This window comes from Acinetobacter bouvetii DSM 14964 = CIP 107468 (assembly GCF_000368865.1).
GTDB lineage: Bacteria > Pseudomonadota > Gammaproteobacteria > Pseudomonadales > Moraxellaceae > Acinetobacter > Acinetobacter bouvetii.
In genome coordinates this window covers 394,578-418,547 of record NZ_KB849727.1, presented here as the reverse complement: position 1 = coordinate 418,547, position 23,970 = coordinate 394,578, and the positions used below count along the sequence as shown (strand labels likewise).

24 protein-coding genes and 1 other RNA gene are annotated in these 23,970 nt (G+C 43.6%); 18 read left to right on the top strand and 7 right to left on the bottom strand.

The window, feature by feature from the left end:
- The first annotated feature begins 41 nt into the window (after window positions 1-41).
- The 11 genes from pyrH (at window position 42) to lpxA (ending at window position 11,076) form a co-directional block, all read left to right on the top strand.
- A complete protein-coding gene (gene pyrH, locus F941_RS09005; RefSeq protein WP_005010368.1) occupies window positions 42-770 on the top strand; it encodes a UMP kinase in 729 nt (242 codons plus the stop codon).
- 78 nt (window positions 771-848) lie between these two features.
- Complete coding sequence (frr, locus tag F941_RS09000; protein ID WP_005010367.1) at window positions 849-1,403, top strand: ribosome recycling factor; 555 nt, start codon at window positions 849-851, stop codon at window positions 1,401-1,403.
- Between the two features lie 6 nt (window positions 1,404-1,409).
- Window positions 1,410-2,162: a polyprenyl diphosphate synthase gene (uppS, locus tag F941_RS08995; protein ID WP_005010366.1), complete on the top strand. Its 753-nt coding sequence runs from the start codon at window positions 1,410-1,412 to the stop codon at window positions 2,160-2,162.
- A gap of 3 nt (window positions 2,163-2,165) precedes the next feature.
- A complete protein-coding gene (locus tag F941_RS08990) occupies window positions 2,166-2,990 on the top strand; it encodes a phosphatidate cytidylyltransferase (protein WP_005010365.1) in 825 nt (274 codons plus the stop codon).
- Window positions 2,991-4,187: a 1-deoxy-D-xylulose-5-phosphate reductoisomerase gene (gene ispC / locus F941_RS08985; RefSeq protein ID WP_005010364.1), complete on the top strand. Its 1,197-nt coding sequence runs from the start codon at window positions 2,991-2,993 to the stop codon at window positions 4,185-4,187.
- A 4-nt stretch (window positions 4,188-4,191) separates the two neighbouring features.
- A complete protein-coding gene (gene rseP, locus F941_RS08980; RefSeq protein WP_005010363.1) occupies window positions 4,192-5,547 on the top strand; it encodes an RIP metalloprotease RseP in 1,356 nt (451 codons plus the stop codon).
- Window positions 5,548-5,590: 43 nt separating this feature from the next.
- Window positions 5,591-8,179 carry an outer membrane protein assembly factor BamA gene (gene bamA, locus F941_RS08975; protein WP_005010360.1) on the top strand — a complete coding sequence of 863 codons (2,589 nt, stop codon included), beginning with the start codon at window positions 5,591-5,593 and terminating at the stop codon, window positions 8,177-8,179.
- A 46-nt stretch (window positions 8,180-8,225) separates the two neighbouring features.
- Window positions 8,226-8,723 (top strand): OmpH/Skp family outer membrane protein, encoded by a 498-nt coding sequence (locus F941_RS08970; RefSeq protein WP_005010357.1) that lies wholly within the window; start codon window positions 8,226-8,228, stop codon window positions 8,721-8,723.
- Between the two features lie 3 nt (window positions 8,724-8,726).
- Window positions 8,727-9,797: a UDP-3-O-(3-hydroxymyristoyl)glucosamine N-acyltransferase gene (gene lpxD, locus F941_RS08965; protein WP_005010353.1), complete on the top strand. Its 1,071-nt coding sequence runs from the start codon at window positions 8,727-8,729 to the stop codon at window positions 9,795-9,797.
- A gap of 5 nt (window positions 9,798-9,802) precedes the next feature.
- Entirely contained in the window at window positions 9,803-10,291 is a 489-nt protein-coding gene (gene fabZ, locus F941_RS08960; protein WP_026253357.1) for a 3-hydroxyacyl-ACP dehydratase FabZ, read from the top strand.
- Window positions 10,288-11,076: an acyl-ACP--UDP-N-acetylglucosamine O-acyltransferase gene (gene lpxA / locus F941_RS08955; RefSeq protein WP_005010348.1), complete on the top strand. Its 789-nt coding sequence runs from the start codon at window positions 10,288-10,290 to the stop codon at window positions 11,074-11,076. The genes fabZ and lpxA overlap by 4 nt, the downstream gene beginning before the upstream one ends.
- 54 nt (window positions 11,077-11,130) lie before the next feature.
- Here the strand turns inward: lpxA and F941_RS08950 are convergent, their stop codons facing one another.
- Complete coding sequence (locus tag F941_RS08950; RefSeq protein ID WP_005010345.1) at window positions 11,131-12,015, bottom strand: YbgF trimerization domain-containing protein; 885 nt, start codon at window positions 12,013-12,015, stop codon at window positions 11,131-11,133.
- Between the two features lie 289 nt (window positions 12,016-12,304).
- On the opposite strand from F941_RS08950, the gene ffs reads away from it, so the two are divergent.
- Window positions 12,305-12,401, top strand: an RNA gene (gene ffs / locus F941_RS16225) — signal recognition particle sRNA small type.
- Window positions 12,402-12,510: 109 nt separating this feature from the next.
- Here ffs and F941_RS08945 read toward each other — a convergent pair.
- The 4 genes from F941_RS08945 to F941_RS08930 all read right to left on the bottom strand — a co-directional run bounded on the left by F941_RS08945 (window position 12,511) and on the right by F941_RS08930 (window position 15,540).
- Window positions 12,511-13,119 (bottom strand): regulatory protein RecX, encoded by a 609-nt coding sequence (locus F941_RS08945; protein ID WP_005010342.1) that lies wholly within the window; start codon window positions 13,117-13,119, stop codon window positions 12,511-12,513.
- A 113-nt stretch (window positions 13,120-13,232) separates the two neighbouring features.
- Window positions 13,233-14,276: a recombinase RecA gene (recA, locus tag F941_RS08940; protein ID WP_005010339.1), complete on the bottom strand. Its 1,044-nt coding sequence runs from the start codon at window positions 14,274-14,276 to the stop codon at window positions 13,233-13,235.
- Between the two features lie 141 nt (window positions 14,277-14,417).
- Window positions 14,418-14,861, bottom strand: coding sequence for an RNA-binding S4 domain-containing protein (locus F941_RS08935; RefSeq protein WP_005010335.1), 444 nt, complete (start codon window positions 14,859-14,861; stop codon window positions 14,418-14,420).
- Entirely contained in the window at window positions 14,854-15,540 is a 687-nt protein-coding gene (locus tag F941_RS08930; RefSeq protein WP_005010332.1) for an HAD-IA family hydrolase, read from the bottom strand. Before F941_RS08930 ends, F941_RS08935 begins: the two co-directional genes overlap by 8 nt.
- A 13-nt stretch (window positions 15,541-15,553) precedes the next feature.
- On the opposite strand from F941_RS08930, the gene F941_RS08925 reads away from it, so the two are divergent.
- Window positions 15,554-16,405 (top strand): 3'(2'),5'-bisphosphate nucleotidase CysQ family protein, encoded by an 852-nt coding sequence (locus F941_RS08925; protein ID WP_005010328.1) that lies wholly within the window; start codon window positions 15,554-15,556, stop codon window positions 16,403-16,405.
- Between the two features lie 52 nt (window positions 16,406-16,457).
- Complete coding sequence (locus F941_RS08920) at window positions 16,458-17,195, top strand: histidine phosphatase family protein (RefSeq protein WP_005010326.1); 738 nt, start codon at window positions 16,458-16,460, stop codon at window positions 17,193-17,195.
- A gap of 66 nt (window positions 17,196-17,261) precedes the next feature.
- Here F941_RS08920 and F941_RS08915 read toward each other — a convergent pair whose 3' ends face one another.
- The gene (locus tag F941_RS08915) at window positions 17,262-17,702 is read right to left on the bottom strand and encodes a hypothetical protein (protein WP_005010325.1); all 441 of its coding nucleotides are present in this window, start codon (window positions 17,700-17,702) and stop codon (window positions 17,262-17,264) included.
- A 429-nt stretch (window positions 17,703-18,131) separates the two neighbouring features.
- Here F941_RS08915 and F941_RS08910 point away from each other — a divergent pair, with 429 nt between their 5' ends.
- A complete protein-coding gene (locus F941_RS08910; protein WP_005010323.1) occupies window positions 18,132-20,849 on the top strand; it encodes a M66 family metalloprotease in 2,718 nt (905 codons plus the stop codon).
- Window positions 20,850-21,119: 270 nt separating this feature from the next.
- Here F941_RS08910 and rpsT read toward each other — a convergent pair whose 3' ends face one another.
- Window positions 21,120-21,386 (bottom strand): 30S ribosomal protein S20, encoded by a 267-nt coding sequence (gene rpsT, locus F941_RS08905; protein ID WP_005010321.1) that lies wholly within the window; start codon window positions 21,384-21,386, stop codon window positions 21,120-21,122.
- Window positions 21,387-21,600: 214 nt separating this feature from the next.
- Between rpsT and F941_RS08900 the strand changes: the two genes are divergently transcribed.
- The 3 genes from F941_RS08900 to F941_RS08890 all read left to right on the top strand — a co-directional run bounded on the left by F941_RS08900 (window position 21,601) and on the right by F941_RS08890 (window position 23,804).
- Window positions 21,601-22,266, top strand: a complete 666-nt coding sequence (locus F941_RS08900; RefSeq protein WP_005010318.1) for an NAD(P)H-binding protein — start codon at window positions 21,601-21,603, stop codon at window positions 22,264-22,266.
- Window positions 22,267-22,277: 11 nt separating this feature from the next.
- Entirely contained in the window at window positions 22,278-22,790 is a 513-nt protein-coding gene (rraA, locus tag F941_RS08895; protein ID WP_005010315.1) for a ribonuclease E activity regulator RraA, read from the top strand.
- Window positions 22,791-23,018: 228 nt separating this feature from the next.
- Window positions 23,019-23,804, top strand: coding sequence for a glutathione S-transferase N-terminal domain-containing protein (locus F941_RS08890; RefSeq protein WP_005010314.1), 786 nt, complete (start codon window positions 23,019-23,021; stop codon window positions 23,802-23,804).
- Window positions 23,805-23,970 lie beyond the last annotated feature (166 nt).

Here is a 23,970-nt window from a genome sequence, read left to right as displayed (position 1 = left end):
CATATACGAATAAAATTTTAGATTAGATATAGGTATTTTAGATGATGGACTCAAAAAAACCGCGTTATGAACGCATTTTGCTGAAATTGTCAGGCGAAGCGCTTGCAGGCAACAAAGAGATGGGTATCGATGCGCAAGTGCTCGATCAGATGTCTTTGGCTATTGCGCATTTAGTCGGTTTGGGCGTTCAAGTGGGTATTGTTGTGGGCGGCGGCAACTTGTACCGCGGCAGTCAGCTGCAGCAAGACGGCTTGGTTGGCCGTGTAACGGGCGACCAAATGGGTATGCTGGCAACAGTGATGAATGGCTTGGCGCTGCGTGATGCTTTGGTCCGCCGCAACATCAAAACCCGTTTGATGTCTGCTTTGCCGATTGGCGCGGTCGTTGAATCATATTCTAGCCGTGATGCGATCCGTCATTTAACTCAAGGTGAAGTGTGTGTGTTTGTTGCCGGTACAGGCAACCCATTCTTTACTACGGATACAGCAGCTTGCTTGCGCGGTATTGAAATTGAAGCGAACTTAATCTTGAAAGCGACAAAAGTTGACGGTGTGTATAACAAAGACCCAAGCAAGTATGATGATGCTGTTAAATATGACACATTAACGTTTGATCAAGTGCTGGATGAAAAGCTGGGTGTAATGGATTTAACCGCAATTTGCTTATGCCGTGATCACAATGTGCCGCTTCAAGTATTTGATATGAATAAGAACGGTTCATTGCTTTCTGTTGTTATGGGCGAAAAAGAGGGTACTCACGTTACCAAATAATGACGTGAGCCTGAAAGCGTTTTATACTGCAAACTATTTTGTAAATTACATCTTTTAAAATTAAGTAAGGAAGATCACATGATTAACGATCTTAAAAAAGACAGCGAAGACCGCATGAATAAGACTTTAGAGTCTTTAGAACATGGTTTTGCTAAAGTACGTACAGGCCGTGCGCACCCATCTATCTTAAATGGTGTGATGGTTCCTTACTATGGTTCAGACGTTCCATTAAACCAAGTAGCGAACGTGGGTGTTGAAGACTCACGCACACTTCTGGTTCAGCCGTTTGAACGCACAATGGTTGCTGCCATTGATAAAGCTATCCGTGAATCAGATTTGGGCCTAAACCCAATTACTGCAGATGCGATCCGAGTGCCAATGGCTGCATTGACTGAGGAAACACGCCGCGATATGCAGAAAGTTGCGCGTAACGAAGCGGAAAACGCTAAAGTTGCAATCCGCAACATCCGCCGTGACGTGCTTGGCGATATCAAAGCATTATTGAAAGAAAAAGAAATTTCTGAAGATGATGAGCGCCGCGCAAGTGACGACATTCAAAAAATCACGGATAAATTTGTTGCAGAAGTTGATAAGCGTTTAGCTGCCAAAGAAGCTGAATTGTTGAAGGTCTAAGCTTTAATGACTTCAACTGAAGAAACTTCCTGTCTTCCAAAACATGTTGCCATCATCATGGATGGCAACAACCGTTTTGCCAAAAAAAATCAAATGCAGAAAGGCGATGGGCACCGTGAAGGTAAAAGTGTCCTGGATCCAATCGTTGAGCATTGCCGTTCTCATCATATTCAAGCTTTAACTGTTTTTGCCTTTTCAAGTGAAAATTGGAATCGGCCTCAGTTTGAGGTTGATTTGCTGATGAAGCTGCTTGAAGAAACCATTCGCGAGCAATTGCCGCGCATGGAAGAATTTAATATCGCTTTGCGTTTTATTGGTGACCGCTCGCGGTTGTCAGCGGAGCTTTGTGACTTAATGTTGCATGCCGAAGAAAGTACTGCTAAGTTCACAAGCATGACTTTAACGATCGCGATCAGTTATGGCGGAATGTGGGATATGGCGCAGGCTGCAAAAAAGATTGCGGCAGATGTCCTCAGTAAAAAAATAGATATTGAAACAATTGATGTAGACCTGTTTGGTCAATATGTCAGCTTGAATGACCTGCCGGCTGTGGATTTGTTAATTCGTACAGGCGGTGATTTTAGGCTTTCAAATTTTCTGTTGTGGCAGGCGGCGTATGCTGAGCTGTACTTTACGGAAACATTGTGGCCTGAATTTACCATTGAAGAATTGGATGATGCCTTTTCTGTCTTTGCAGGGCGCGAACGCCGCTTTGGTAAAACTTCAGAGCAAGTTCAACAAGAGCAACTTGAGAATTAATAAATGTTAGAGCGGATTATTACCGCATTGGTTTTGGTCGCAGTTGTACTGAGCTGTATGTTTGCTGCGCAGTCACATTATCCAATGTATATGCTGATGATCATTGCAGCAGGGGTTGCTGGATATGAGTGGTTTAAACTCATGCCTAGAAAATCAAAAAATGTAATTAAACCGTTTGCCTGGGGCTATGGATTGGTGACTGCGGTTTTATCTGCATTGGCTTTGCAGTACAGCGATTTTGCATTGCTGCTGTGGATCGCCTCTATTTTCACCTGGATCTTAAGTGTTTATTGGGTGAAGTCATATCCTGACTATGACAGCTGGTATAATAACTCATTAAAATTTATTGGCTTAATCCTAGTTTCTGCAGCCGTTACGGCGATATTTGCTGTTTGGCAAAGCTCCCCGTGGTGGCTGATGTACCTGTTTCTGCTGGTTTGGGGCGCAGACAGCGGTGCATATTTTGTCGGGCGTAAATTGGGCAAGAAAAAACTTGCGCCAGATGTCAGCCCGAATAAATCTGTAGAAGGCTTGTATGGCGGTATTGCAACGGCCATGGTCATTGTGATTGCTGTTGAAGTGCTTTACTTGGATTTAAGTTTAGCCGAGCATGTCCTTTTCCTTATTCTTTCAGTCATTACGGTATTCAGTTCAGTATTGGGTGATTTATTTGAATCAATGATTAAGCGCCGCGCCGGCATTAAAGACTCAGGCCGAATTTTGCCAGGCCATGGCGGCGTGCTTGACCGTATTGATTCATTGCTTGCTGCAGCGCCAATTTTTGCGGCAGGCGTATATGTTTTAAAACTTATAGGTGTAGATTTATAGATGTCACAGTCTGTTTGCATATTGGGCGTCACAGGTTCCATTGGTCAAAGTACCTTAAAAATTTTGGACAGCCACCCAGAAGAGTATTCCGTTTTTGCAGTCACAGCGCATAGCAGAATTGTAGAATTGGCAGAAATTTGCAAACAGTACCGACCGAAAATCGCTGTTGTGCCATCGCATAAAGTAGATGAGCTGCATCAGCTGCTGATTCAAGACGGTTTAACAGAGATTGAAATCCTGCATGGCGAAGCTGGATTGATCGCTGTGTCTGAGCATCCGCAAGTAGATGTGGTGATGGCGGCGATTGTAGGCGCTGCGGGATTACTGCCGACTTTGGCCGCGGTCAAAGCGGGCAAGCGGGTGCTTTTAGCCAATAAAGAAGCGCTGGTCATGTCTGGCGATATCATGATGCAGGCGGCAAAAGATCACCATGCTGCTTTGCTGCCAGTAGATTCTGAACATAATGCGATCTTTCAATGCCTGCCGGATGGGTATTTTCAAGCTGAACGCAATGGCCAGCCTAAAATGGGGGTTTCCCGTATTTTGCTGACAGCATCAGGCGGCCCGTTCTTAAATCATACAATTGAACAGCTGCAAAGTGTGACGCCTGCACAAGCATGCAAGCATCCGAACTGGTCGATGGGGCAAAAAATCTCAGTAGATTCAGCTACTTTAATGAATAAAGGACTAGAGTTAATTGAAGCCTGCCATCTCTTTGCAATTTCAGAACATTTTGTAACAGTTGTTGTTCATCCGCAGAGTATCATTCACTCCATGGTTCAATATGTGGATGGTTCAACTTTGGCGCAAATGGGCAACCCTGATATGTGTACGCCAATCGCGCATGCTTTGGCATGGCCGAAGCGCATACAGACGCATGTGCCTGCTTTGGATCTATTTGCACATTCACATTTAAATTTCCAAGAACCGGATACGGCCCGTTTTCCTGCGTTGAAACTGGCGCGTCAAGCCATGAAATCGGGTGGTCTGGCGCCAGCAATTTTAAATGCAGCGAACGAAATAGCAGTTGCGGCTTTCTTAAATAATCAGATAGGATTTACTCAGATTCCTCAAATTGTTGAGCAAACCCTGAATCGGATGGAAAATGCTACAGCCGACACGATTGATGTAATTTTGCAGGCTGACCAGGCGGCGCGCGCTATTGCTCAGCAATTTGTAATGAATAAAGGAAGCTGAAACGATGAATGCCTTGTTTATTATACTCGCTGCAATTTTTTTGTTAGGGCCGCTCATTGCGATACATGAATTTGGCCATTACATTGTTGCGCGGAAACTGGGCGTAAAGGTTTTAGTGTATTCCATTGGTTTTGGCCCGACATTGCTGAAATGGACATCGAAGAAGTCTGGCATTAAATACCAAATTTCTGCATTACCCCTGGGCGGTTATGTCAAAATGCTCGATGAGCGTGAAGGCAGCGTTGCTGAGCAGGACTTGCCTTATGCATTCAACCGTCAAAATCCCTGGAAGCGAATTGCAATCGTAGCTGCAGGCCCGCTGATCAATCTGGCATTTGCAGTTGTGCTTTTTTGGATTCTATTGCTGCCTGCGCAAGAGCAATTGAACACGCGTGTCGGCAAAGTATTGCCGAATACACCGGCTGCTGCCGCGCAAATGCATGCAGGCGATAAAATTACGGCAATTGACGGCATGCCAGTATCAACTTGGGAAAAATTAAACTTTGCTTTGGTAGACCGTGTTGGCGAAACTGGCAGCATTGCTGTTGCTGCAGAGCGTGCGGGTGAAACCAAGAATTTTAATTTGCCGATTCAAAATTTTTTAAAAGATCAATCTCAATCACCATTAGATGCTGTAGGTTTCATTCCTTACCGCCCGCATTTTCCGGCAGTCGTGACTGACGTCAGCAAAGACGGCGCTGCGATTCGTCAAGGCATGAAAGCTGGCGATAAAATTGTGGCAATCAATGGCGTAAAAATGAATGAGTGGTTTGATGTGGTGCAGGTTGTACAGGCATCTCCTGAAAAATTGCTCAAGATTGATGTTTTAAGAAATAATCAACTGCTTCATCTTGAGGTTATGCCGCAAGGGAAACGGGATAATATGGGTAAGGTGACGGGTGTGCTGGGAGTGCAGAGTGATCCAGGCAAAGTCACAATTCCTGCAGAATATAAGCAGACCATACAATATTCCCCAGTAGAAGCGTTTACAATGGCAGTGGATAAAACTGGGCAAATTTCCAGTATGATTCTGAATTCCATTGTCAAAATGGTGCGCGGGCTGATTGGTTTCGATAACTTGTCAGGGCCCATCACCATTGCGAAAGTCGCAGGTCAAAGTGCGGAAATGGGCTGGCAAACCTTTATTTCATTCATGGCGCTGATGAGCGTGAGTTTGGGTATTCTGAATTTGCTGCCAATTCCAATGCTGGATGGCGGACATTTGGTGTACTATTTGGTTGAATTAATTCGTGGTAAACCTGTTTCTGAACAAATACAATTGGTTGGACTGAAAATTGGTATGGTACTGCTTGGCAGCATGATGCTGCTGGCACTTTTTAATGATTTTATGCGTTTATAAAACGCATAGAAGATGAAATAAATTAACAGCGGAAAAGACTGGCATGCAGCACACACATTTATTTATGCCTCTGGCACTGGTTAGTGCTATGACAGCAGCACAACAAGTATATGCGGCAGATGATTTTATCGTACAGGATGTAAGAGTAGACGGCTTGGTCCGTTTAACGCCAGAAAGCGTATACGGCATGCTGCCGGTGACTAGCGGTGACCGCGTTAATGACCCAGTGATTGCGAATGCGATACGTACTTTATATGCCACGGGCCTATTTGATGATATTAAAGCGGCTCAGGAAGGCAATACGCTTGTATTTAAGGTTGTCGAGCGCCCTGTCATTTCTAAAATTGAAATGAAGGGCAATAAGCTGATTCCTAAAGAAGCGCTCCAAGAGGGCTTGAAAAAAATGGGGTTGGCTGAAGGTGAAGTGTTAAAGCAGTCTGCATTGCAGACTGTAGAAACCGAGCTGGAACAGCAGTACATGCAGCAAGGCCGCTATGATGCGGACGTGACTGTAACCACCACGCCTAAGCCGAATAACCGTGTAGATTTATTGATTGAATTTGAGGAAGGCAAAGCTGCTAAAGTCTTTGATATCAATATCATTGGCAATACAATATTTAAAGATAGCGAAATTAAGCAAGCCTTTGCTGTTAAAGAAAGCGGCTGGAGCTCAGTTGTTTCACGCAATGACCGCTATGCGCGTGAAAAAATGGCGGCTAGCCTGGAAGCATTGCGTGCAATGTACTTGAATAAAGGTTATATCAATTTCAATATCACCAATTCAAGCCTGAACTTAAGTGAAGACAAAAAGCATGTCTTTATTGAAGTGACTGTTGATGAAGGCGAGCAGTTTAAATTCGGCCAAACTAAATTTTTAGGCGATGCGCTTTATACGCAAGATGAATTGAAGCCATTGCAGCTGTATAAAGATGGTGATTTATATTCACAGGAAAAAGTGAATGGCGTGAAGCAGCTTATGCTGCGCAAATATGGTAATGCGGGATATTACTTTGCCGAAGTAAACGTCGTGCCTGAAATTAATAATCAAACTAAAGTTGTTGATTTAAATTACTATATTAACCCAGGTCAGCAGGTGAAGGTTCGCCGAATTAACTTTACCGGCAACTCTAAAACGGCAGATGAAGTCCTGCGTCGTGAAATGCGCCAAATGGAAGGCGCATTGGCAAGCAATGAAAAAATTGATTTGTCTAAAGTGCGTCTAGAGCGTACGGGCTTCTTTAAAACTGTTGATATTAAGCCGGCGCGCATTCCAAACTCACCGGATCAGATTGATTTGAACGTGAATGTAGAAGAGCAGCATTCAGGTACCAGTACATTGGCGGTTGGTTTCTCGCAAAGCGGCGGTGTAACGTTCCAGGCTGGCTTAAGTCAAACGAACTTCTTGGGTACAGGTAATTCAGTCTCTGTGGATTTGTCGCGTTCTGAGACTCAAGATTACTATAACCTCAGTGTAACGGATCCGTACTTTACCATTGATGGTGTGCGCCGCGGTTACAATATGTACTACCGCAAAACAAAACTGAATGATGACTATAACGTTAACAACTACGTAACAGACAGTTTTGGCGGCGGGATCAACTTTGGTTATCCAATTGATGAAAATCAAAGCATCAGCGCCGGTTTGAATATTGACCAAACGGAAGTAACAACAGGACCTTATGTGTCCACCTATGTTCGTGACTATTTGCTTAAAAATGGCGGAAAGGCCAAAGGGCAGGGTCAATACTGTTCGACTGATAAGTTGATGTCTCAGCGTGAGATTGAAAAAGCTAGAGATGGGGCCAATTATGTGGAGCCTAATCCGATTCCTGCGGGTTATGATGATTCACTTTGTGTAAGCAGCACGAATGCAGATGTTGGTTTTACTTCATTTGATGATGAATTTTCTGGTGATTTTTTAACATACAATTTGAACTTGGGGTGGTCATACAATACGTTAAACCGTCCAGTTTTCCCTACTAGCGGTATGTCTCACCGTATTAATGGTGAAATTGCTTTGCCAGGCAGTGATGTTGAATATCAGAAATTGACCTATGATGCGCAGGCTTTCTTCCCATTGGGTAAAGATTTTGTTCTGCGCGGTTATGGTAAGTTGGGTTATGGTAATGACTTGCCATTCTTTAAGAACTTCTACGCTGGCGGTTTTGGCTCGGTGCGCGGTTATGACAACAGTACACTAGGGCCAAAATATCCTGGTGTGACATATAACGAGTCACACAAAAAAGATTATGATCCGGAAGAAGTGGGCGGTAATGCTTTAGTGCAATTTGGTGCTGAATTAGCGCTGCCGTTGCCGTTTAAAGGGGATTGGACTCGCCAAGTCCGTCCGGTGTTGTTTGCTGAAGGCGCTCAAGTCTTTGATACACAATGTGATATTCCATCTGGCAAGCTTTATTTGTCGGGTGGCGTAAATGATCAAGGCGTAGATGCTAAGCAATACTGTGAAGATAACTTCGGTTTCGACATGAACAATATGCGTTACAGTGTTGGCGTAGGCTTTACTTGGATTACGATGATTGGCCCACTGTCACTCAGCTATGCATTCCCGCTGAATGATAAAGCCGGTGATGAAACTAAAGAAATCCAATTTGAAATTGGTCGTACTTTCTAAGTACGGCCTTTTCGGCTGAAAAAACAACTTAAACTCAGGGAATAATATGAAAAAATATTTTGGCGGCGCAATTGCCTTGAGCATGCTGTGTACATCGGTGAGCCATGCAGCAGGTTACGGTATCGTGGATTTAGAAAAAATTGTTGAGCAAAGTGCTTATATTAAGCAGCAAAATGCCAGCATGCAGCAGCAGATCAAGCCGCAAACCTCAAAAATTGAAAGCTTAACCAAAGAGCTTGAATCTTTGCAGCAGCGCGCGCAGCAAGGTGCAAAATTGTCTGATGCTGAAAAGAAGACCATGACTCAGCAATATCAAAGCAAACTGCAAGAGTTGAATGCTTTGCAGCAAAAAGTTCAGGGTGCGGTAGAGACCAATATTCAGGCTCTAAACAGAACGATGGACTCAAGAATTAAGCAAGCAGCTGAACAATTGCGTAAAGAGAATAATCTTGATGTTGTTTTGAATAAAAATTCAGCGCTTGCCTATGACCCTAAGTATGATTTAACTGATAAAATGATTCAAAAGGTCAATGCAATCAAATAATCAATGAATCCTCAAAATTTCAGCTTAGAAAAACTCGCTCGTCTTGTGCAAGGCGAGTGTGTTGGTCAGCATGACCTTCAGCTTGCGGGCCTCGCCAGCTTAGAGCATGCTGCGCCACAGCATTTGGCTTTTGTAAATGCCGAGAAGTATATTGATTCAGCAGAGCAGTCGAAAGCAGGCGCTTTGATTGTGACTGCAGCCTTAAAAGAACAAATTAAATCAAAACAGAATTTTATTGTGGTTGCCAATCCCTATTTGGCTTTTGCAATTTTGACGCACGTATTTGAGAAAAAGCACACCAAAACAGGCATTGAAAGCACAGCGCAAATTGACGCCTCTGCAATTATTTCTGATTCAGCCTATATTGGCCATTATGCCGTCATTGGTGAGCATTGTGTGGTCGGTGATGAAACGGTCATCCAATCGCACTGCAAAATTGATGATGGCGTTGAAATTGGCAAGCAGTGCTTGATTGATTCGCATGTCGTGCTGACAGGGCAGTGCAAATTAGGTGACCGTGTGCGGATTCATGCCAATACAGTGGTTGGCGGTGAAGGCTTTGGCTTTGCTCCATACCAAGGCAAGTGGCATCGAATTGCGCAGTTAGGCTCTGTACGGATTGGAAATGACGTGCGCATTGGCTCCAACTGCAGTATTGATCGCGGCGCATTGGATGACACGATTTTGGAAGATGGCGTCATTCTTGATAACCTTGTGCAAATTGCCCACAATGTTAAAGTCGGCGCGAATACGGCGATGGCAGCCAAATGCGGTATTGCGGGCAGCACCACAATTGGCAAAAACTGCATCTTTGCGGGTGCAGTAGGTGTGGTAGGCCACATTAATATCGCCGATAACGTAACAGTTACCGGGATGTCAATGGTCACAAAAAGTATTTCTGAAGCTGGAAGCTATTCTTCCGGCACACCTATGCTGGAAAGCCTGCATTGGAAACGCGCAGCTGTGCGCTTTAAACAATTAGCAGATGTGCCATTGACCCAATTGATGAAAAAACTTGATCATATGCAGTCTCAAGTAGAGTCCCTTGAATCAACTTTTAAATTGCGTAAATAATTATGATGACTGAGTCGAATACTCCCGCATTCACAAAGCCTGAACTGCCAATGCAAATTCAAACTATTCGTGAATATTTGCCGCACCGCTATCCGTTTTTACTTGTAGACCGTGTGACTGATATTACGGATTCAGGCATTGTCGGCTATAAAAATGTCTCGATGAATGAAGAATTTTTACAAGGACATTTCCCTGGCTTTCCTATTATGCCTGGTGTGCTGATTGTTGAAGCAATGGCGCAAATTTCAGGCATTCTTGGTTTTGTCATGAATAATCAGAAACCATCGAGTGACAAAATTTTCTTATTTGCAGGCGCAGAACGCGTTCGTTTTAAAAAGCAGGTTGTGCCAGGTGATCAGCTTGTTTTAAAATCAGAGCTCGTGATGCAGAAGCGCGGCATTTATAAATACAACTGTATTGCTACAGTTGATGGCATTGTCGCTGCGACTGCGGAAATTATGATTACGCAACAGAAAACAACAGAGCAAGCATGAGTAATAACGAATTTATTCACCCAACCGCTATTATTGACTCATCTGCAGTAATTGCGCCAGATGTGCAGATTGGCCCATACTCGATTATTGGCCCAAATGTCACAATCGGCGCAGGTACAAAAATCCATTCACATGTTGTGATTGGCGGATATACCCGTATTGGTCAAAACAATGAAATTTTTCAGTTTGCCAGTGTCGGTGAAGTTTGCCAGGATTTGAAATACGCAGGCGAGGAAACTTGGCTGGAAATTGGTGACTATAATTCAATTCGTGAACATTGCAGCTTGCACCGCGGCACAGTTCAAGATCAAGGCCTGACCAAGGTAGGCAGCCATAATTTATTGATGGTGAATACGCATATTGCGCACGATTGCGTTGTAGGCGACCATAATATTTTTGCAAATAATGTGGGCGTAGCTGGTCATGTGCATATCGGCGATTATGTAATTGTCGGCGGCAACTCAGGCATTCATCAATTCTGTAAAATTGATTCTTACAGCATGATTGGCGGAGCATCGCTTATTCTTAAGGATGTTCCTGCTTATGTTATGGTTTCAGGCAATCCTGCGCATGCATTTGCAATGAATGTTGAAGGCATGCGCCGCAAAGGCTGGTCTAAAGATGTGATTCAAGGCCTGCGGGAAGCATTCAAATTGATTTATAAGTCAGGCCTGACCACAGACGAGGCTCTTCAAAAGATCCGTGCAGAAATCTTACCGGAGGTTTCTGAAGCGCAGCTGCTGATTGACTCTGTAGAACAGTCTAAACGCGGTATTGTGCGTTAATACAGTTTCTCATTAAAAAACCGCCTAAAGGCGGTTTTTTTATTTCTAATGCGCTTATTTAAAATACTTGGCTTCTTCGGATTGAGGATAGCTCTTTAACAGTTTTTGCTTATACTGTCCGGCTTGGGCTGTATTGCGGTCTACATCTTTGGCTATGCTGTAAAGCTGATACAGTGCCCGTGAGGCGCGTGATGAGTTGGGATATTTGTTGATAACAATGCTGTAGTTGCGCTTCGCTTCTGCATAGTTGGTTGGTTCAATTGCAAGGTTGAATTCTGCTAGCCAAAAGTGGGCATTGCTGATATACACGCTGTTTGGGTTGTTTTTGATAAAGTTCTGCATTGGCGCAATGGCTTTCTTAGCGCCACCTTGCTTATAAGCATCCAAGGCAACCGTATAGGCGGCTTTATCCAATTCGGCGGCTGTTTGCGGTGTACTTCCCGCAGATGGCGGCTGTATGGCAGGCGTATGAGCAGGAGCCGCGGCACTGGCTGCTGCTGGCGATTTTAAGGCTGCGGGTTGGCTGGCAGTGCTGCTGGGTGCAGTATCCTGTTGGTTATCCTCCGCATGGCTATCTTCTGAAGCTGGATCAACTTTTTGCTGCAGTAATTCTAGGCGCTGATCTAAATCAGCATAACGGTTAGTGAGTTCATTTTTTAATTGAGAAATTTCATTGTCTTGTTCTTCAATTTTTCCGCGCAGCGTACGCAGGTCATTCTCCAGCTGCTGATTTTTCTGCATCAGCTGCCAGTTCAAATTGGTTGAAATTGGTGTGCTGTCTGCGGCTGTACTGCTGCCTGAAGCATAAGCTGCAGGGGTATTCGAGCTGTAACTGGAACTGCTTTGGCTTAAGCCGCGGGATTCAATCGGAACATTTGCCAGAACAGGGGCGGAGCATAATAAGGCGATGGCGCCCAAAACATGCTTACGTAACATCATAAAATTTCCGTATTGTTTTGCAGATGTCTTATTTCTCGCAAGAAAAATTCATCTTTGTCTGAATGAGATAAGCACATTAAAAACGTCAAAGGTCTGAAAAGCAATAATCTTTTGCAAACTTGTTGTGTTTTAAAGTAAATCCTTACCTGATGTTTTAGGGTGTTTTTGCATCAAAAACTGGCAATCTGCTGTATAAATAATCAAACGAATGAGTGGCTTAGTGAAATTCAGCAATTTGCCTTGCAAGTTCATTAAAAATCTCTATACTCTGTTCTTGCAATGGTAGCCCTGCTGGTTACTTCGCAATTGTAATCTACGAACCCCGCCAGGACCGGAAGGTAGCAACGGTAGTAGACCTATAATGTGCCGAAGGCTTGCTGGCAGGGTTGCCACCAGTTATATAATAATTCGATTTTTCTCTGCTTTTATATCCATTAGTTTTTCTTCAATTTTTTATTTGCCTAAGCTGCTTTCAGTGTTGGTTTTTTCCTAGCTTTATTGAAAATCATCTTCTTTGCGTGAAATCGCTTTCATAATCGCATCCATTTCAAATCCTCGATACATTAAAAAACGAATCTGCTTGGCTTTGATTTTAGGATCTTTTGTGACTTCAGTTCCATACTTTCTGACTTTCAGTTCGTAAGCCTGCTGAACCCAATCGGTTTCTTTGAGTTCTTCCGCAATTAGGGCAGTATCAATTTTTTTATTTTTCAGCTTCATTTTAATTTGATTCGGGCCTTTGCCTTTACGCTTCTGGCTGGACAGCATGATTTCTGCGACACGCTGGTCACTTTGATAGTTTTCACGCGAAAGCTCATCCACGAGTGTTGTCACTTCATCTCGCGATTCTGCATATAAGGCCAGTTTTTCAATCAACTCAGCTTTGGAGTATTCCTTGCGGGTCAGGACGGCAAATGCGTAAGAACGCAAACGGGAGCCTTGCAGGCCCGGTTTTTTCTCAGCTTCTTTTGCTTCGAAACTTAAGGCATGATCAGCGGCTGAATTTTCTGCTGCGCTGCTGACGGCAGGCTGGCTGCCATCATCGCCGAATTGCTGTTTCAGCGCTTGATAATCGAGTAGTTTAGGAAATTTTGAATCATTCATTGCGGTATATGCTTAGATAGAAAAACGCCCCGAAGGGCGTTTACCAGTTTAACCTGAAAAGGCAATACGGTCAGCTTTTCAAGTTTAAGTATTCTTGCGTTAAGCTAAAAAGCTTAAGCATCTAGAAAATCAGGCTCGACTTCATCTTTATCTTCTACTGGCACATTGCCTGTAGTCAAAAGCTGCTCACGAATCATTTTTTCAATGATTTGCGCAAGTTCAGGATGCTCTTCTAAATGGCGGATTGTATTGTTTTTACCTTGGCCAATTTTATCGCCTTGGTATGAATACCATGCACCAGCTTTTTGCACGATTTCTTGCTGTACAGCGAGGTCAATCAATTCGCCCAAATGGTTTACGCCTTTGCCGTAAAGGATTTGGAAGATGGCTTCGCGGAATGGGGGCGCCATTTTATTTTTAACGACTTTGACTTTGGTTTCTGAACCAATGATTTCGTCGCCTTCTTTTACCTGGCCAATACGGCGGATGTCTAAGCGTACAGATGCATAGAATTTCAGCGCGTTACCGCCAGTTGTTGTTTCAGGGCTGCCGAACATCACGCCAATCTTCATACGGATTTGGTTAATGAAAATCACCATGCAGTTTGAACGCTTTGCATTACCTGTGATTTTACGTAGCGCTTGGCTCATTAAGCGCGCTTGCAGGCCCATGTGTGAATCACCCATTTCGCCTTCAATTTCAGCGCGCGGCGTTAATGCCGCTACGGAGTCGACTACGATCATGTCGATTGCGCCAGAGCGAACCAGCATGTCGGCAATTTCTAAAGCTTGCTCGCCGTTATCTGGCTGAGAAACTAAAAGATTGTCAATATCTACACCCAGTTTGCGGGCATATTGAGGATCAAGCGCATGTTCGGCATCGATGAATGCGCAAGTTCCGCCAGTTTTCTGACATTGCGCAATGGCTTGCAGTGTCATAGTGGTTTTACCTGAAGATTCAGGGCCATAAATTTCAACAATACGGCCTTTAGGTAAGCCGCCAATGCCTAGCGCGATATCTAGAGTTAACGAGCCAGTTGATACTGCTTCAACAGCCTGAACAGTATTGTCACCAAGACGCATTACCGTGTTCTTGCCGAATTGCTTTTCAATTTGGCTGAGAGCCGCATTCAGCGCCTTGCTTTTATTATCATCCATCTTACAACCTCAATACGATGTCACAAACTATATACTCAAGTGGATGTATGTGCTTAAAACTTTTTCCACAGGGCTATAGTGACAGAAATTATCCTTATGTACAGTAAAAATCACAACACATGCGACATATTGTGACGCTCTTTATTCATCATCATTATAAGACCAATTTTGGTCAAACTGCTGATCATTTTCTCTTTTAAACTTGCCAATATCACGCCGGTCTTTTTTGCTTGGGCGATGATCTGGACGTGCCAGATTATGCAGCTTTCGCTGTGATGCAAGCAACTCTCTTTTGCTGATGCTGGCTTCTGTTTCATCGTATAGGAGCTGTGCCGCGGGAGCCGGCCCGCGCACATCGGAAAGCGCCTTAACCACGACCGATTTTTTCTCAATGCCTTGCACAATCGTCAGCTCCATGCCGACGCGGACTTCACGCGAAACTTTCACCCGCTCGCCATTATGATGGACTTTACCGCCTTCAATGGCATTTTTAGCAATGGAGCGGGTCTTGAAAAAACGCGCAGCCCATAGCCATTTGTCTATACGCATTCCAACCGCATCTTCGGCCAGATTTGATTTACGCATATTTCTTTTGTTCCTCGGCGCTTTCTAAAATAGGGATTAAGTCTGTTAATGCGTCCAGCATTGGGTAATTGCAAGAGCTTCTTGGCGCATTGGCGGAAGATGGCTGTGCAATGCTGTAGAGATTTTCAATGCCGAAGTTTTTTGCGCCATGCAGCACTTTCTCGGTATCGTCAATAAAGTAGCAGAAGGATGCATTGAACGGATGGGTGGCCTGCAGTTTTTCCCAGAAGGGCTGGAATTCTTTGGCATGTCCCAAGGTTTCACTGCTGACCATGACGTCAAAATATTTGCCAATGCCTGTTTTTTCAAGCTTGAATGCAAGTCCAGCTTCATCTGCATTGGTCGCCAGCCATATTGGATAGCCATTATTTTTTAAATACGCCAGTAACTCAAGACAGCCTTCGCGCAATGCGACGCGCGCTTTATGTTCGATTTGCATCGCCAATACATCTACGCCGACTTTAGCTGTCCAAAAGCGTGAAGAGTACCAATTTAAGGTATGATTATGCTCTTGGTAGAATTCGGACAGGGTGTGCCTGCTGTGTTCTAACGAGCAATGATGTGTTTCCGCATAGCGGATTGGAAGTAAATGATTCCAAATGAAATCATCATAGGCAAGATCAAGCAGTGTGCCGTCCATATCAAAGATGATGACGGGTTTTTCTGAATAATTTGGCATATAAAGGCTTTCTATGTTTAAAACTGCAGCGTCGCCGCAAGATCCGATGATTTTACAGCTGGTGCCCATTGTGACACAGGCCTGTGAAATTTTGCGAGAAGAATATCAGCGATATTGTTCGGGTGATGCATTTGATGTGGAAGAAAAAGAGGATCATTCACCTGTCACGCAGGCGGATTACCGTGCTAATAGTTATATTACACGTGAACTGGCCAAAATTTCTGACTTGCCGCTGCTGTCGGAAGAGGGTGAAAAAGGCGCGCGTGAAAAGTGGCAAAAATTTTGGCTGCTGGATCCTTTGGATGGCACCAAGGAGTTTTTGCACAAGCGGCCTGAATTTACCATCAATTTAAGCTTGGTCGATGGCGCGGCAACAGTATTTGCTGTACTGGCGATACCGGGCGAACAGACAATATATTTTTGCCCTGAACAAGGTATGCCGCTCAAGCTGAATTATAAGACAGCGCAATGGTCTATCTATTACGCAGCAGATCATGAAAATAATGTGCAGATCGGATTAAGCCAAAGCAGTCAAAATAAGCCGAAATATGCTGAATATTTGGAATATTTATCAACCTTAACGGAATTCAGTGTCTTTAAGGCAGGCAGCGCCTATAAGTTTTGCATGATGCTGGAAGACCGGGTGGATATTTATCCGCGCTTTCATCCAACCTGCGAGTGGGATACCAGTGCAGGGCAATGCCTGATCGAACGCATTGGCGGCGGGCTGGTTGATTTTGAGGGGCGCCCCTTTACATATAATCAGCGTGATACATTGCTGAATGGGGGGTTTATGGCATTTAAAAATCAAGAGATGAAAAATATTGCGCTACAGGCGCTGGCATTGATGCAGAAACGCCATTGAGCAAAAAACTGTTCATGCTATAGTGGTTTTGAATTATTGAGTTTAATGAATTATGCCCTTAGATTTGCTCCCGCCCAGTATGTTCAAAGCAATAGACTTATTGCCGGACGCAAAAACACCTGTCACTTTGTTCACGCGGCATTCGATTCGTGAAGTGGTAACAGGGCAAGGGCTTGCGGGCTATGATTTGCAGCTGACGAATCAAGGGCGTGATTTGGCTCAAGCATGGGGTTCTTATTTAATTGATAATACAGACCGTGTGATTCAGCATTGCATTTCCAGCCCGATACAGCGCTGTGTAGATACGGCTGCGTTAATGATCCAAGGCGCGGATGTGCAAACGGTAGAACCCAATACCCATCATATTGAAATTATTGAGCAGGGGCTGCTGGTTGAACCCGGCAGTTTTGTGCTGGATATTAAGCAGGCTGGCCCATACTTTCAAAAACAGGGTGCTTTGGGTTTTATCAACAGTTTTGTAAACAATGCATTGCCGGGCATGAAACATCCGATTAGCGGCGTGGTTGATGTGCTGGAGCTGATTTATAACACTCACCCAACGAATCCATATGGATTAAGCCTTGCTGTAAGCCATGATACTATTTTAGCTGCGATCTTAGCGGTCATTTCAGGCAAGCATATTGTGACGAGAGATGACTGGCCAAAAATGATGGAAGGCTTATTTGTCTGGTTTGAAGGGGATGTTTTCCTGGAATCCAAGCTGAAATGGGTGTGGCGCGGTGAAGTTAATGAACTGAATATTAAGGACTTCCAAAAACTGGAAATATAGTCCATATCTCAAAGGCGCTGAAAAGATCGTGTTCTTTTTAGCGCCTTTTTTACAGCTATTCCAGTATTAAATTTTAGCTTTCAGCCGGTGCGGAAAATCCTGCAGGTCAATAGCCAGCCCTTCATCATTTAAAGGCCAGATGGACGTATTCACAGGAGTACTCTGCTGATGCAGGCGGCTGTATTTATCTGCAGCAATCAGAGTTGCAATATGGTGATCTGGAATAGTATAAGCATTAATCACTATTTCCGGATATTGCGTGCGCGCATAGAAGCCTTCTTCAGTTTCCCCTTGATGCAGCGCGAATATGCGCTCGATAGCGGGTAAATACACGCCATAGCTCAGCCAGGCATCTACACCTTGCGAAGCTTGAATTTCTGCTGTGCCTTTCATATTGGAAATAACTTTACCCAAAATATCCTTTTCGCCTTTTGCGGTGAAGTATTCAATATATTGCTGTTCAGCAGGCTGAAATTTTTCAAGTGTTGGCAGAAATTTATTAATCATCAGATGCACCTGTTTTATTTTCAATGTTTCTCAGTTCTGAACAGAGAATACCATAATTTTTTTATGGGTATTTTGGGCGGATTAAAAAAACTCAAAAGAATCGTAGCCCGCCGAAAATGGCTTGTTAAGTTTTTATAAAAATAAAGAGCTGTGTTAAAAAAATAATGACTTTTTTTGACACTGTATCAGCATAAATAATACTGCGCTATGCAGTATTGTGATTAAAAAAGAAGATCTCTGTCTCACAATCTTTTTGATTAATAATCGTTTTTATGGATTAAATTTTTAAATTGTCTTTTTGTGACAAATCACGCCATTTGTAATTAATACTGAATCTTTATACTATATGTTTTCAAATAAATTATTGATTTTATGTGTTAATTTTAACTCACATTTTAATGTGAAAATGCTTGATAATTCGGGGGGATTATGAAAAGTGTGATTGATTTTACGTCTAGCAAGCTGAGTGTTTGTATCTTAGCGCTGATGCTGAGTGCATGCGGTGGCGGTGGGGCAAGCGACGGTGCATCTGCATCGGGTGGAAGTGGGGATTCATCGAATTCTGACGGAACCGAAAGCTATCCTGAACCTGAGAAGGATGTTGCTGATACGGCAAGTATTGGTTTTTATGACTTTAATGCGGATGATAAAGAGCGTGAAATTCGCCCTGATTTAGAAGGGGATTTTCAGGCAATGGTGCAATTTGGACAGGGGCATGTGGTCGACCCGAATGGCAATGAGAAAAAGAAAATGCCTAGGCTGACTGCTGAACGCGAGGCGCTGTTATTAGTCACTCCTGTAAAAGCACTGCAGTCTGTAACGAATCTAAAAGTTGAAATTTATCGTAATGGCACTTTATTAAGAACCGTTGATTTATCTCCGCCTGAGGATATTCCGGCTTCAGATCAAAACATTATTCAAAATCGTCCATCTGTTGTTTACAGCCAGCGGGCGTGGTCAACCAAACTCGCTTGGAACGAAGTTCAGCCTGGCTTACATATTAAATTCATCGATTCAGAAAACAGGCAAGGTGAGCTGGCGGAAAGCAAGATTGATTTTGCTTCCCCAGGTGAATTGGTGCTGAATAACATCCGTATCGGAATGTTGACGTCCGCGCCTGTTTCGAATGGGCATTATATGTTGTTGGAGCCTGAGAAAGCAGGGACAGATTATTTCCAGACTATTCCAGCAGCTCAAATGATTGTTGCGAAGTACGACGATGTTTTCTTACCGCGTGTTATGGTGTCAAATGGCACGATTTACAGCAGTGCAAGCAGTACAGAGGGTGACGCCTATTCTGGAGATATGCGTGGAGATACAGCGAAATCGACGTTTAGTGTTGGTATTAATTTAGCGAATTGGGGCGTGACCAGTGCATCTATGAGCGATCAGAGCCAGCCGCAGCTGACTGAATCAGTCATCGCGCATCATGCTCAGGGAGTTTATAGCAATGGGGTGAAAGGTCATGGTCTGAGCGGCGGTAACGGCATGCTGACCCTGTATGATTCTGTAGGTAACGAGTTTAGTCATGAAATTGGCCACCATTATGGTTTAGGGCATTACCCAGGCCGTGTTGAAATTGATAAAACTACAGTAAATGATTTTTGGGCAGCGCATCATGCAGACAGCGGGTGGGGGTATATCGGCTACCGCAACAAAATGCGCGGCAATTTATCTTGGACTGCGACGTGGAAATGGGATGGTTCGAATGGCATTCCAAACTTTAAAAATCTGTTCCCTTACGGTAAAGATGCGATGTCGGGTGGCTATACAGACAGCAGCATATCCAAATATACCCATTACACGGGCTACAGTACATTTTTAAAAATCCAGCCTCATTTTGACCGTTATGTGTGGGATGAACAATCACCTACAGGCTATAAAAAATGGAATAAAGATAAACGTCAGATGGAAGTCGCGCAGCCTGTTATGCCAAACTCCACGTCACCGGTATGGTATAGCGCAAATCAAAATTATCCCCGTCCTCGCGTTTTTGGTCAGCCGGTACTGACGATTCTTGGCGGCTATGACCCGGTGGCTCAGGTTGGCTTATTGTATCCAGCTGCACGTTCTAACTGGGGGAATGTCTATGACTTGCCAAGCGCGAATACATCGATTGGACAGGCATCTTGTTGGTTAAATGTTCAGTACTCTGGTAAATCGACAAATATTGCACTTGCGCCGCAAAGGCTTTGGATAACAGACAAACCGGAAGGCAATGCGAATAAGCTGCATGTCAATTTATCATTGGCTGACCATCCTCAGAAAGTAGACCTGTATTGTAAAAAAGCCAATGAGGCTGAAAAGCTGTTATCTACAATTGATATTCCTGTATATGCAGATACGATCAAGCCGGCTGTGAAAATCGGCCGTGAAGCGGGGTATAGCGCTTTACGCAAGATTGAACTTCCAGAGCTTGAACAAGCGCTGGTAAATCAATCAAGCAATGCGATTATCGCTTTGTCGCCGTCGAATTTCGCATTGTATGAATCGTATAAAACTTTTGCTCATGAGCTGTCTGGAGCTGCGCAGGCTGAGTTGCGCCGTTTTGAAGATCAACAGTCTAAAGTGTACCGGTTAAACCGTTGGATGAATGTATATTCTAAAGACTTGGAAGCACAAAAGCCTAAGGCAATAGAAGCACTTGATAAGTTCAAGACATCTTTGGGTTTGGCAGAAGACAATGTGTTTAAAAATGCCTCGCCGATCAAAAATGGCAGCAATTGCTTGAAAGGTGCGTCATTGGCCAATGGTGAATATGATCTTTACATCAGCGGCGCATCTGGTTGTAAGGCGGATAGTACAGAACAGTGGATATATGATGGCTTAGGCCGTATTCATAATAAAAATGCGATTGATCAGTGTTTGACAAGTACGGGCGGTTCAGCCAGCAAGGTCATCATGAGTAAGTGCGGCACAAATTTGAACACTCAAGTTTGGACAATGAACCCTGGCACTGGAACCATTCGCCAAGATGGGCAATGTATGGACTTAAATACAGGACATTTGGTGAATAACCGTCAAATACTGATTCGTTATGGGTGTGGTGATAATAATGCCAATCAAAAATGGACAAATTTGACTGCGAATCAAAGCTTAATTCTAGCGTATTTGAAGCCGCAGAATTTGAAGCTGCTTGCTAAATAAGCGTAATTCAATTGCTTATTGCAGATACATTGTTTTCTGCAATAAGCAGCATTTTATAAATCTCAAGTCGTAAAATGGCGTACCGCGCATTTCATGAAAAATGCCAGATCGAGTTTTTTGGATACTTTTATGTGAGTGCTGCAGCTGTTTGACTTTAAGCTGATGAAAATTGAATTATTTGATATTTTGAAAAGTGAACGTTATTGGTTTTATGCGATTAAAAAGCAATAAAAAAAGCCCTAAAAAGGGCTTTTTTTATTTTGCAACAAATTAGTTAGCTAAAGCTTTAACTTGTGCATTTAAACGGCTCTTATGACGAGCAGCTTTGTTTTTATGGATGATGCCTTTATCAGCCATACGGTCAATTACAGGTACCGCAGTTTTGTATGCTTCTGAAGCAGCAGCATAATCGCCAGCAGCAATAGCCGCTACTGTACGTTTAAGATAAGTACGAACCATAGAACGTAAGCTAGCGTTGTGTTTGCGTGCTTTAACGTTTTGACGGGCACGTTTTTTAGCTTGAGCAGAGTTTGCCACTCGTGCACTCCTTGAAATAGATTGGTCTGGGCGGGCTGAAACTCAACTGAAAACCAACATCAGAAGAACTATCACCAGCCCGTAAACAAGTGCCATATTTTGATTAGATTATGCAGTTAAGTCAAGTCTTGACATGCTTTGACAACATTTTAGTTGAAGAAAAATTCCTAAGAAAACGTTAGATTAATGATATCGAAGGGAGATTGTTCAAAAAATGATTAAATTTATTGAGAATGCGATTGTGATCGGGGCGACTGGTTTAATTGGGCGGGAGCTGGTTCGGCAGCTGAGTCAAAATGTAGATTGTGTAAATATTACGGCGGTAGTCCGCAAGCGCGACGAAGAATTTAACCATTTGGAAAAAGTGCAGCAATTTGAGCTGGCGGATTTCTTGATGCTGAATGAGCAGGATGTCAGCGGATATACTCACGCTTTCAGCTGTCTGGGCACAACAATGAAGCAGGCGGGTTCAAAAGAGAATTTTTACAATACCGATTTTGTGATTAACGCGCATTTTGCTGAGCTGCTGGAAAATATGAATACGCATTATCTTTTGCTCAGCGCATTAGGCGCAGATTCTAAATCCCCTTTTTTTTATAATCGGGTTAAAGGCGAACTGGAATACTATGTGAAAAGCTTGGATTTGCCTTGTACCTCCATCATTCGGCCTTCTTTGCTGCTGGGCCAGCGGCAAGAGCAGCGCAAGCTGGAAGATGCAGCGCAAAAGCTTTATCAGCGTTTTTCGCATTTAGTGCCGGATACTTTTAAATACAAGCCAGTAACAGCATCACAGGTGGCTCATACTATGGTCGAGGCTGGACAAACTCAAACTGAAAAATTTCAGATTTATGATAATTTACGCATACAAAAAACCAAATGAGGGATAAAACCGTGTCTACAGTGCCTTTTGTAACTTGTGATTTGCTGGATGATCATCCTGAAAAAGACATTCAGGTGGTTACGCCGTCGATGGACGGGAAGTTTTTTAAAAGCTATGGCGCGCGCAAAAGCTTTGGCGGCCAGGCAGTGACAGTCAAATGTTTTGAAGATAATTCACGTGTAAAAGAACTATTGGCGACTGAAGGCGCAGGCAAAGTTTTGGTTGTGGATGGCGGCGCATCGATGCGCTGTGCATTGATGGGGGATTTAATTGCTGAATCCGCAGTAAAAAATCATTGGAATGGCGTGATTATTTATGGCTGTGTCCGTGATGTCGATGCAATAGCAGCCTTGGATCTAGGTGTGCACGCTTTGGCCTCTACTCCGAAAAAGAGCAACCGCAAAGGCGCTGGGGAAACCGATATCCAGCTCGAATTTGGCGGTGTCAGCATTCAATCTGGCGACTATGTATATGCAGACAATAATGGCATTGTCATTGCAAAAGAACCGCTGGTTGCGCTTTAAGCTTTTTTGCGCAGTCATCAGGTCATTCCGGGGTATTCAAGGCGGCTTAGATGATGCTGCGCCTAAGTTCTGTCAAAAGTGCATCAGCCGAAAGATCGGCTGATGCACAATGTTCTAGGTTTATGTTATCTTTCACTTTTCTGGATAGGCTGTGAATGTGTGAAGCCATTTATGTGTTATTTTAGACAAGCAAAAAAATAAAACAGCTATGCACGATGGAAAATAAATATGCTCAAACATCAAATAAAAGTGGCGCAGTCTCTGCTTTCAAGCCTTGCCGCAGGCGGCCGCGGCACAAGCGGCACACCGCATCCTATTCAGCCGGACAAAATATTAAAACTATATGAATTTGAAGGTTCTCCTTTTTGCCGCCGGGTCAGGGAAGTGCTGACAACCTTAAATATAGATTATGAAGTATATCCTTGCCCGAAAGGCGGTCAGCGCTATCGAAATGAAATGAAGAAATTGGGCGGCAAAACCCAATTTCCTTTTTTGGTGGATGACAATACAGGTGATCAGCTGTATGAGTCACAGCAGATTATTCATCATTTATTTAAGCATTATGGGCATTCGGGACAGACACCTAAGAAATATTCGCATTATCCAAAAATTCCTGTCGCAGCGCTGGCTGGGACGATTATAAATGGTGCCCGCGGCGTATGGGTGAATCAGGCTATTTTACAGCGTGAAGCGCCACAGCAGCTTTTAGAGCTGTGGGGATTTGAGGCCAGCCCATTTACACGAATTGTCCGCGCGGAACTAACTGAATTGGAGCTGCCTTATACGTTTCACAATGCTGCAAAAGAGCGCTGGCAAGATCAAGGTCCCGCTGTTCTGCGCCTAAAACCTGGCAAATATACGCCACTGCCGGGCGGTAAGCGTGAGCAGGTGCTGAAGGTTATGGGAGATAATATTCAAGTGCCGTATTTGGTTGATCCCAATACCGGTGTTAAATTATTTGAATCGGCCGAAATTGTAAAATATTTAAAACAGCAATACAGCAATATGGTTTAACTGCTTAAATTCAATGGCTAGCGTCATGAAAGCCAAAGGCCATGCCAGAATCATCAAAATGTTAAAGGCTAAAAATAATTTCTGAATAAACAGGAATATACTTAATTATAGGGATGTTGTGCAGTTTTCGAATTGTTTAGAATTGGAAAATAGTTTTGAGCAATAG

Bases quoted from the DNA above. Each gene is read 5' to 3' on its own strand.
- pyrH (WP_005010368.1), top strand. From the start codon at position 42: ATGATGGACTCAAAAAAACCGCGTTATGAACGCATTTTGCTGAAATTG.
- frr (WP_005010367.1), top strand. From the start codon at position 849: ATGATTAACGATCTTAAAAAAGACAGCGAAGACCGCATGAATAAGACT.
- uppS (WP_005010366.1), top strand. From the start codon at position 1,410: ATGACTTCAACTGAAGAAACTTCCTGTCTTCCAAAACATGTTGCCATC.
- F941_RS08990 (WP_005010365.1), top strand. From the start codon at position 2,166: ATGTTAGAGCGGATTATTACCGCATTGGTTTTGGTCGCAGTTGTACTG.
- ispC (WP_005010364.1), top strand. From the start codon at position 2,991: ATGTCACAGTCTGTTTGCATATTGGGCGTCACAGGTTCCATTGGTCAA.
- rseP (WP_005010363.1), top strand. From the start codon at position 4,192: ATGAATGCCTTGTTTATTATACTCGCTGCAATTTTTTTGTTAGGGCCG.
- bamA (WP_005010360.1), top strand. From the start codon at position 5,591: ATGCAGCACACACATTTATTTATGCCTCTGGCACTGGTTAGTGCTATG.
- F941_RS08970 (WP_005010357.1), top strand. From the start codon at position 8,226: ATGAAAAAATATTTTGGCGGCGCAATTGCCTTGAGCATGCTGTGTACA.
- lpxD (WP_005010353.1), top strand. From the start codon at position 8,727: ATGAATCCTCAAAATTTCAGCTTAGAAAAACTCGCTCGTCTTGTGCAA.
- fabZ (WP_026253357.1), top strand. From the start codon at position 9,803: ATGACTGAGTCGAATACTCCCGCATTCACAAAGCCTGAACTGCCAATG.
- lpxA (WP_005010348.1), top strand. From the start codon at position 10,288: ATGAGTAATAACGAATTTATTCACCCAACCGCTATTATTGACTCATCT.
- F941_RS08950 (WP_005010345.1), bottom strand. From the start codon at position 12,015: ATGATGTTACGTAAGCATGTTTTGGGCGCCATCGCCTTATTATGCTCC.
- F941_RS08945 (WP_005010342.1), bottom strand. From the start codon at position 13,119: ATGAATGATTCAAAATTTCCTAAACTACTCGATTATCAAGCGCTGAAA.
- recA (WP_005010339.1), bottom strand. From the start codon at position 14,276: ATGGATGATAATAAAAGCAAGGCGCTGAATGCGGCTCTCAGCCAAATT.
- F941_RS08935 (WP_005010335.1), bottom strand. From the start codon at position 14,861: ATGCGTAAATCAAATCTGGCCGAAGATGCGGTTGGAATGCGTATAGAC.
- F941_RS08930 (WP_005010332.1), bottom strand. From the start codon at position 15,540: ATGCCAAATTATTCAGAAAAACCCGTCATCATCTTTGATATGGACGGC.
- F941_RS08925 (WP_005010328.1), top strand. From the start codon at position 15,554: ATGTTTAAAACTGCAGCGTCGCCGCAAGATCCGATGATTTTACAGCTG.
- F941_RS08920 (WP_005010326.1), top strand. From the start codon at position 16,458: ATGCCCTTAGATTTGCTCCCGCCCAGTATGTTCAAAGCAATAGACTTA.
- F941_RS08915 (WP_005010325.1), bottom strand. From the start codon at position 17,702: ATGATTAATAAATTTCTGCCAACACTTGAAAAATTTCAGCCTGCTGAA.
- F941_RS08910 (WP_005010323.1), top strand. From the start codon at position 18,132: ATGAAAAGTGTGATTGATTTTACGTCTAGCAAGCTGAGTGTTTGTATC.
- F941_RS08900 (WP_005010318.1), top strand. From the start codon at position 21,601: ATGATTAAATTTATTGAGAATGCGATTGTGATCGGGGCGACTGGTTTA.
- F941_RS08890 (WP_005010314.1), top strand. From the start codon at position 23,019: ATGCTCAAACATCAAATAAAAGTGGCGCAGTCTCTGCTTTCAAGCCTT.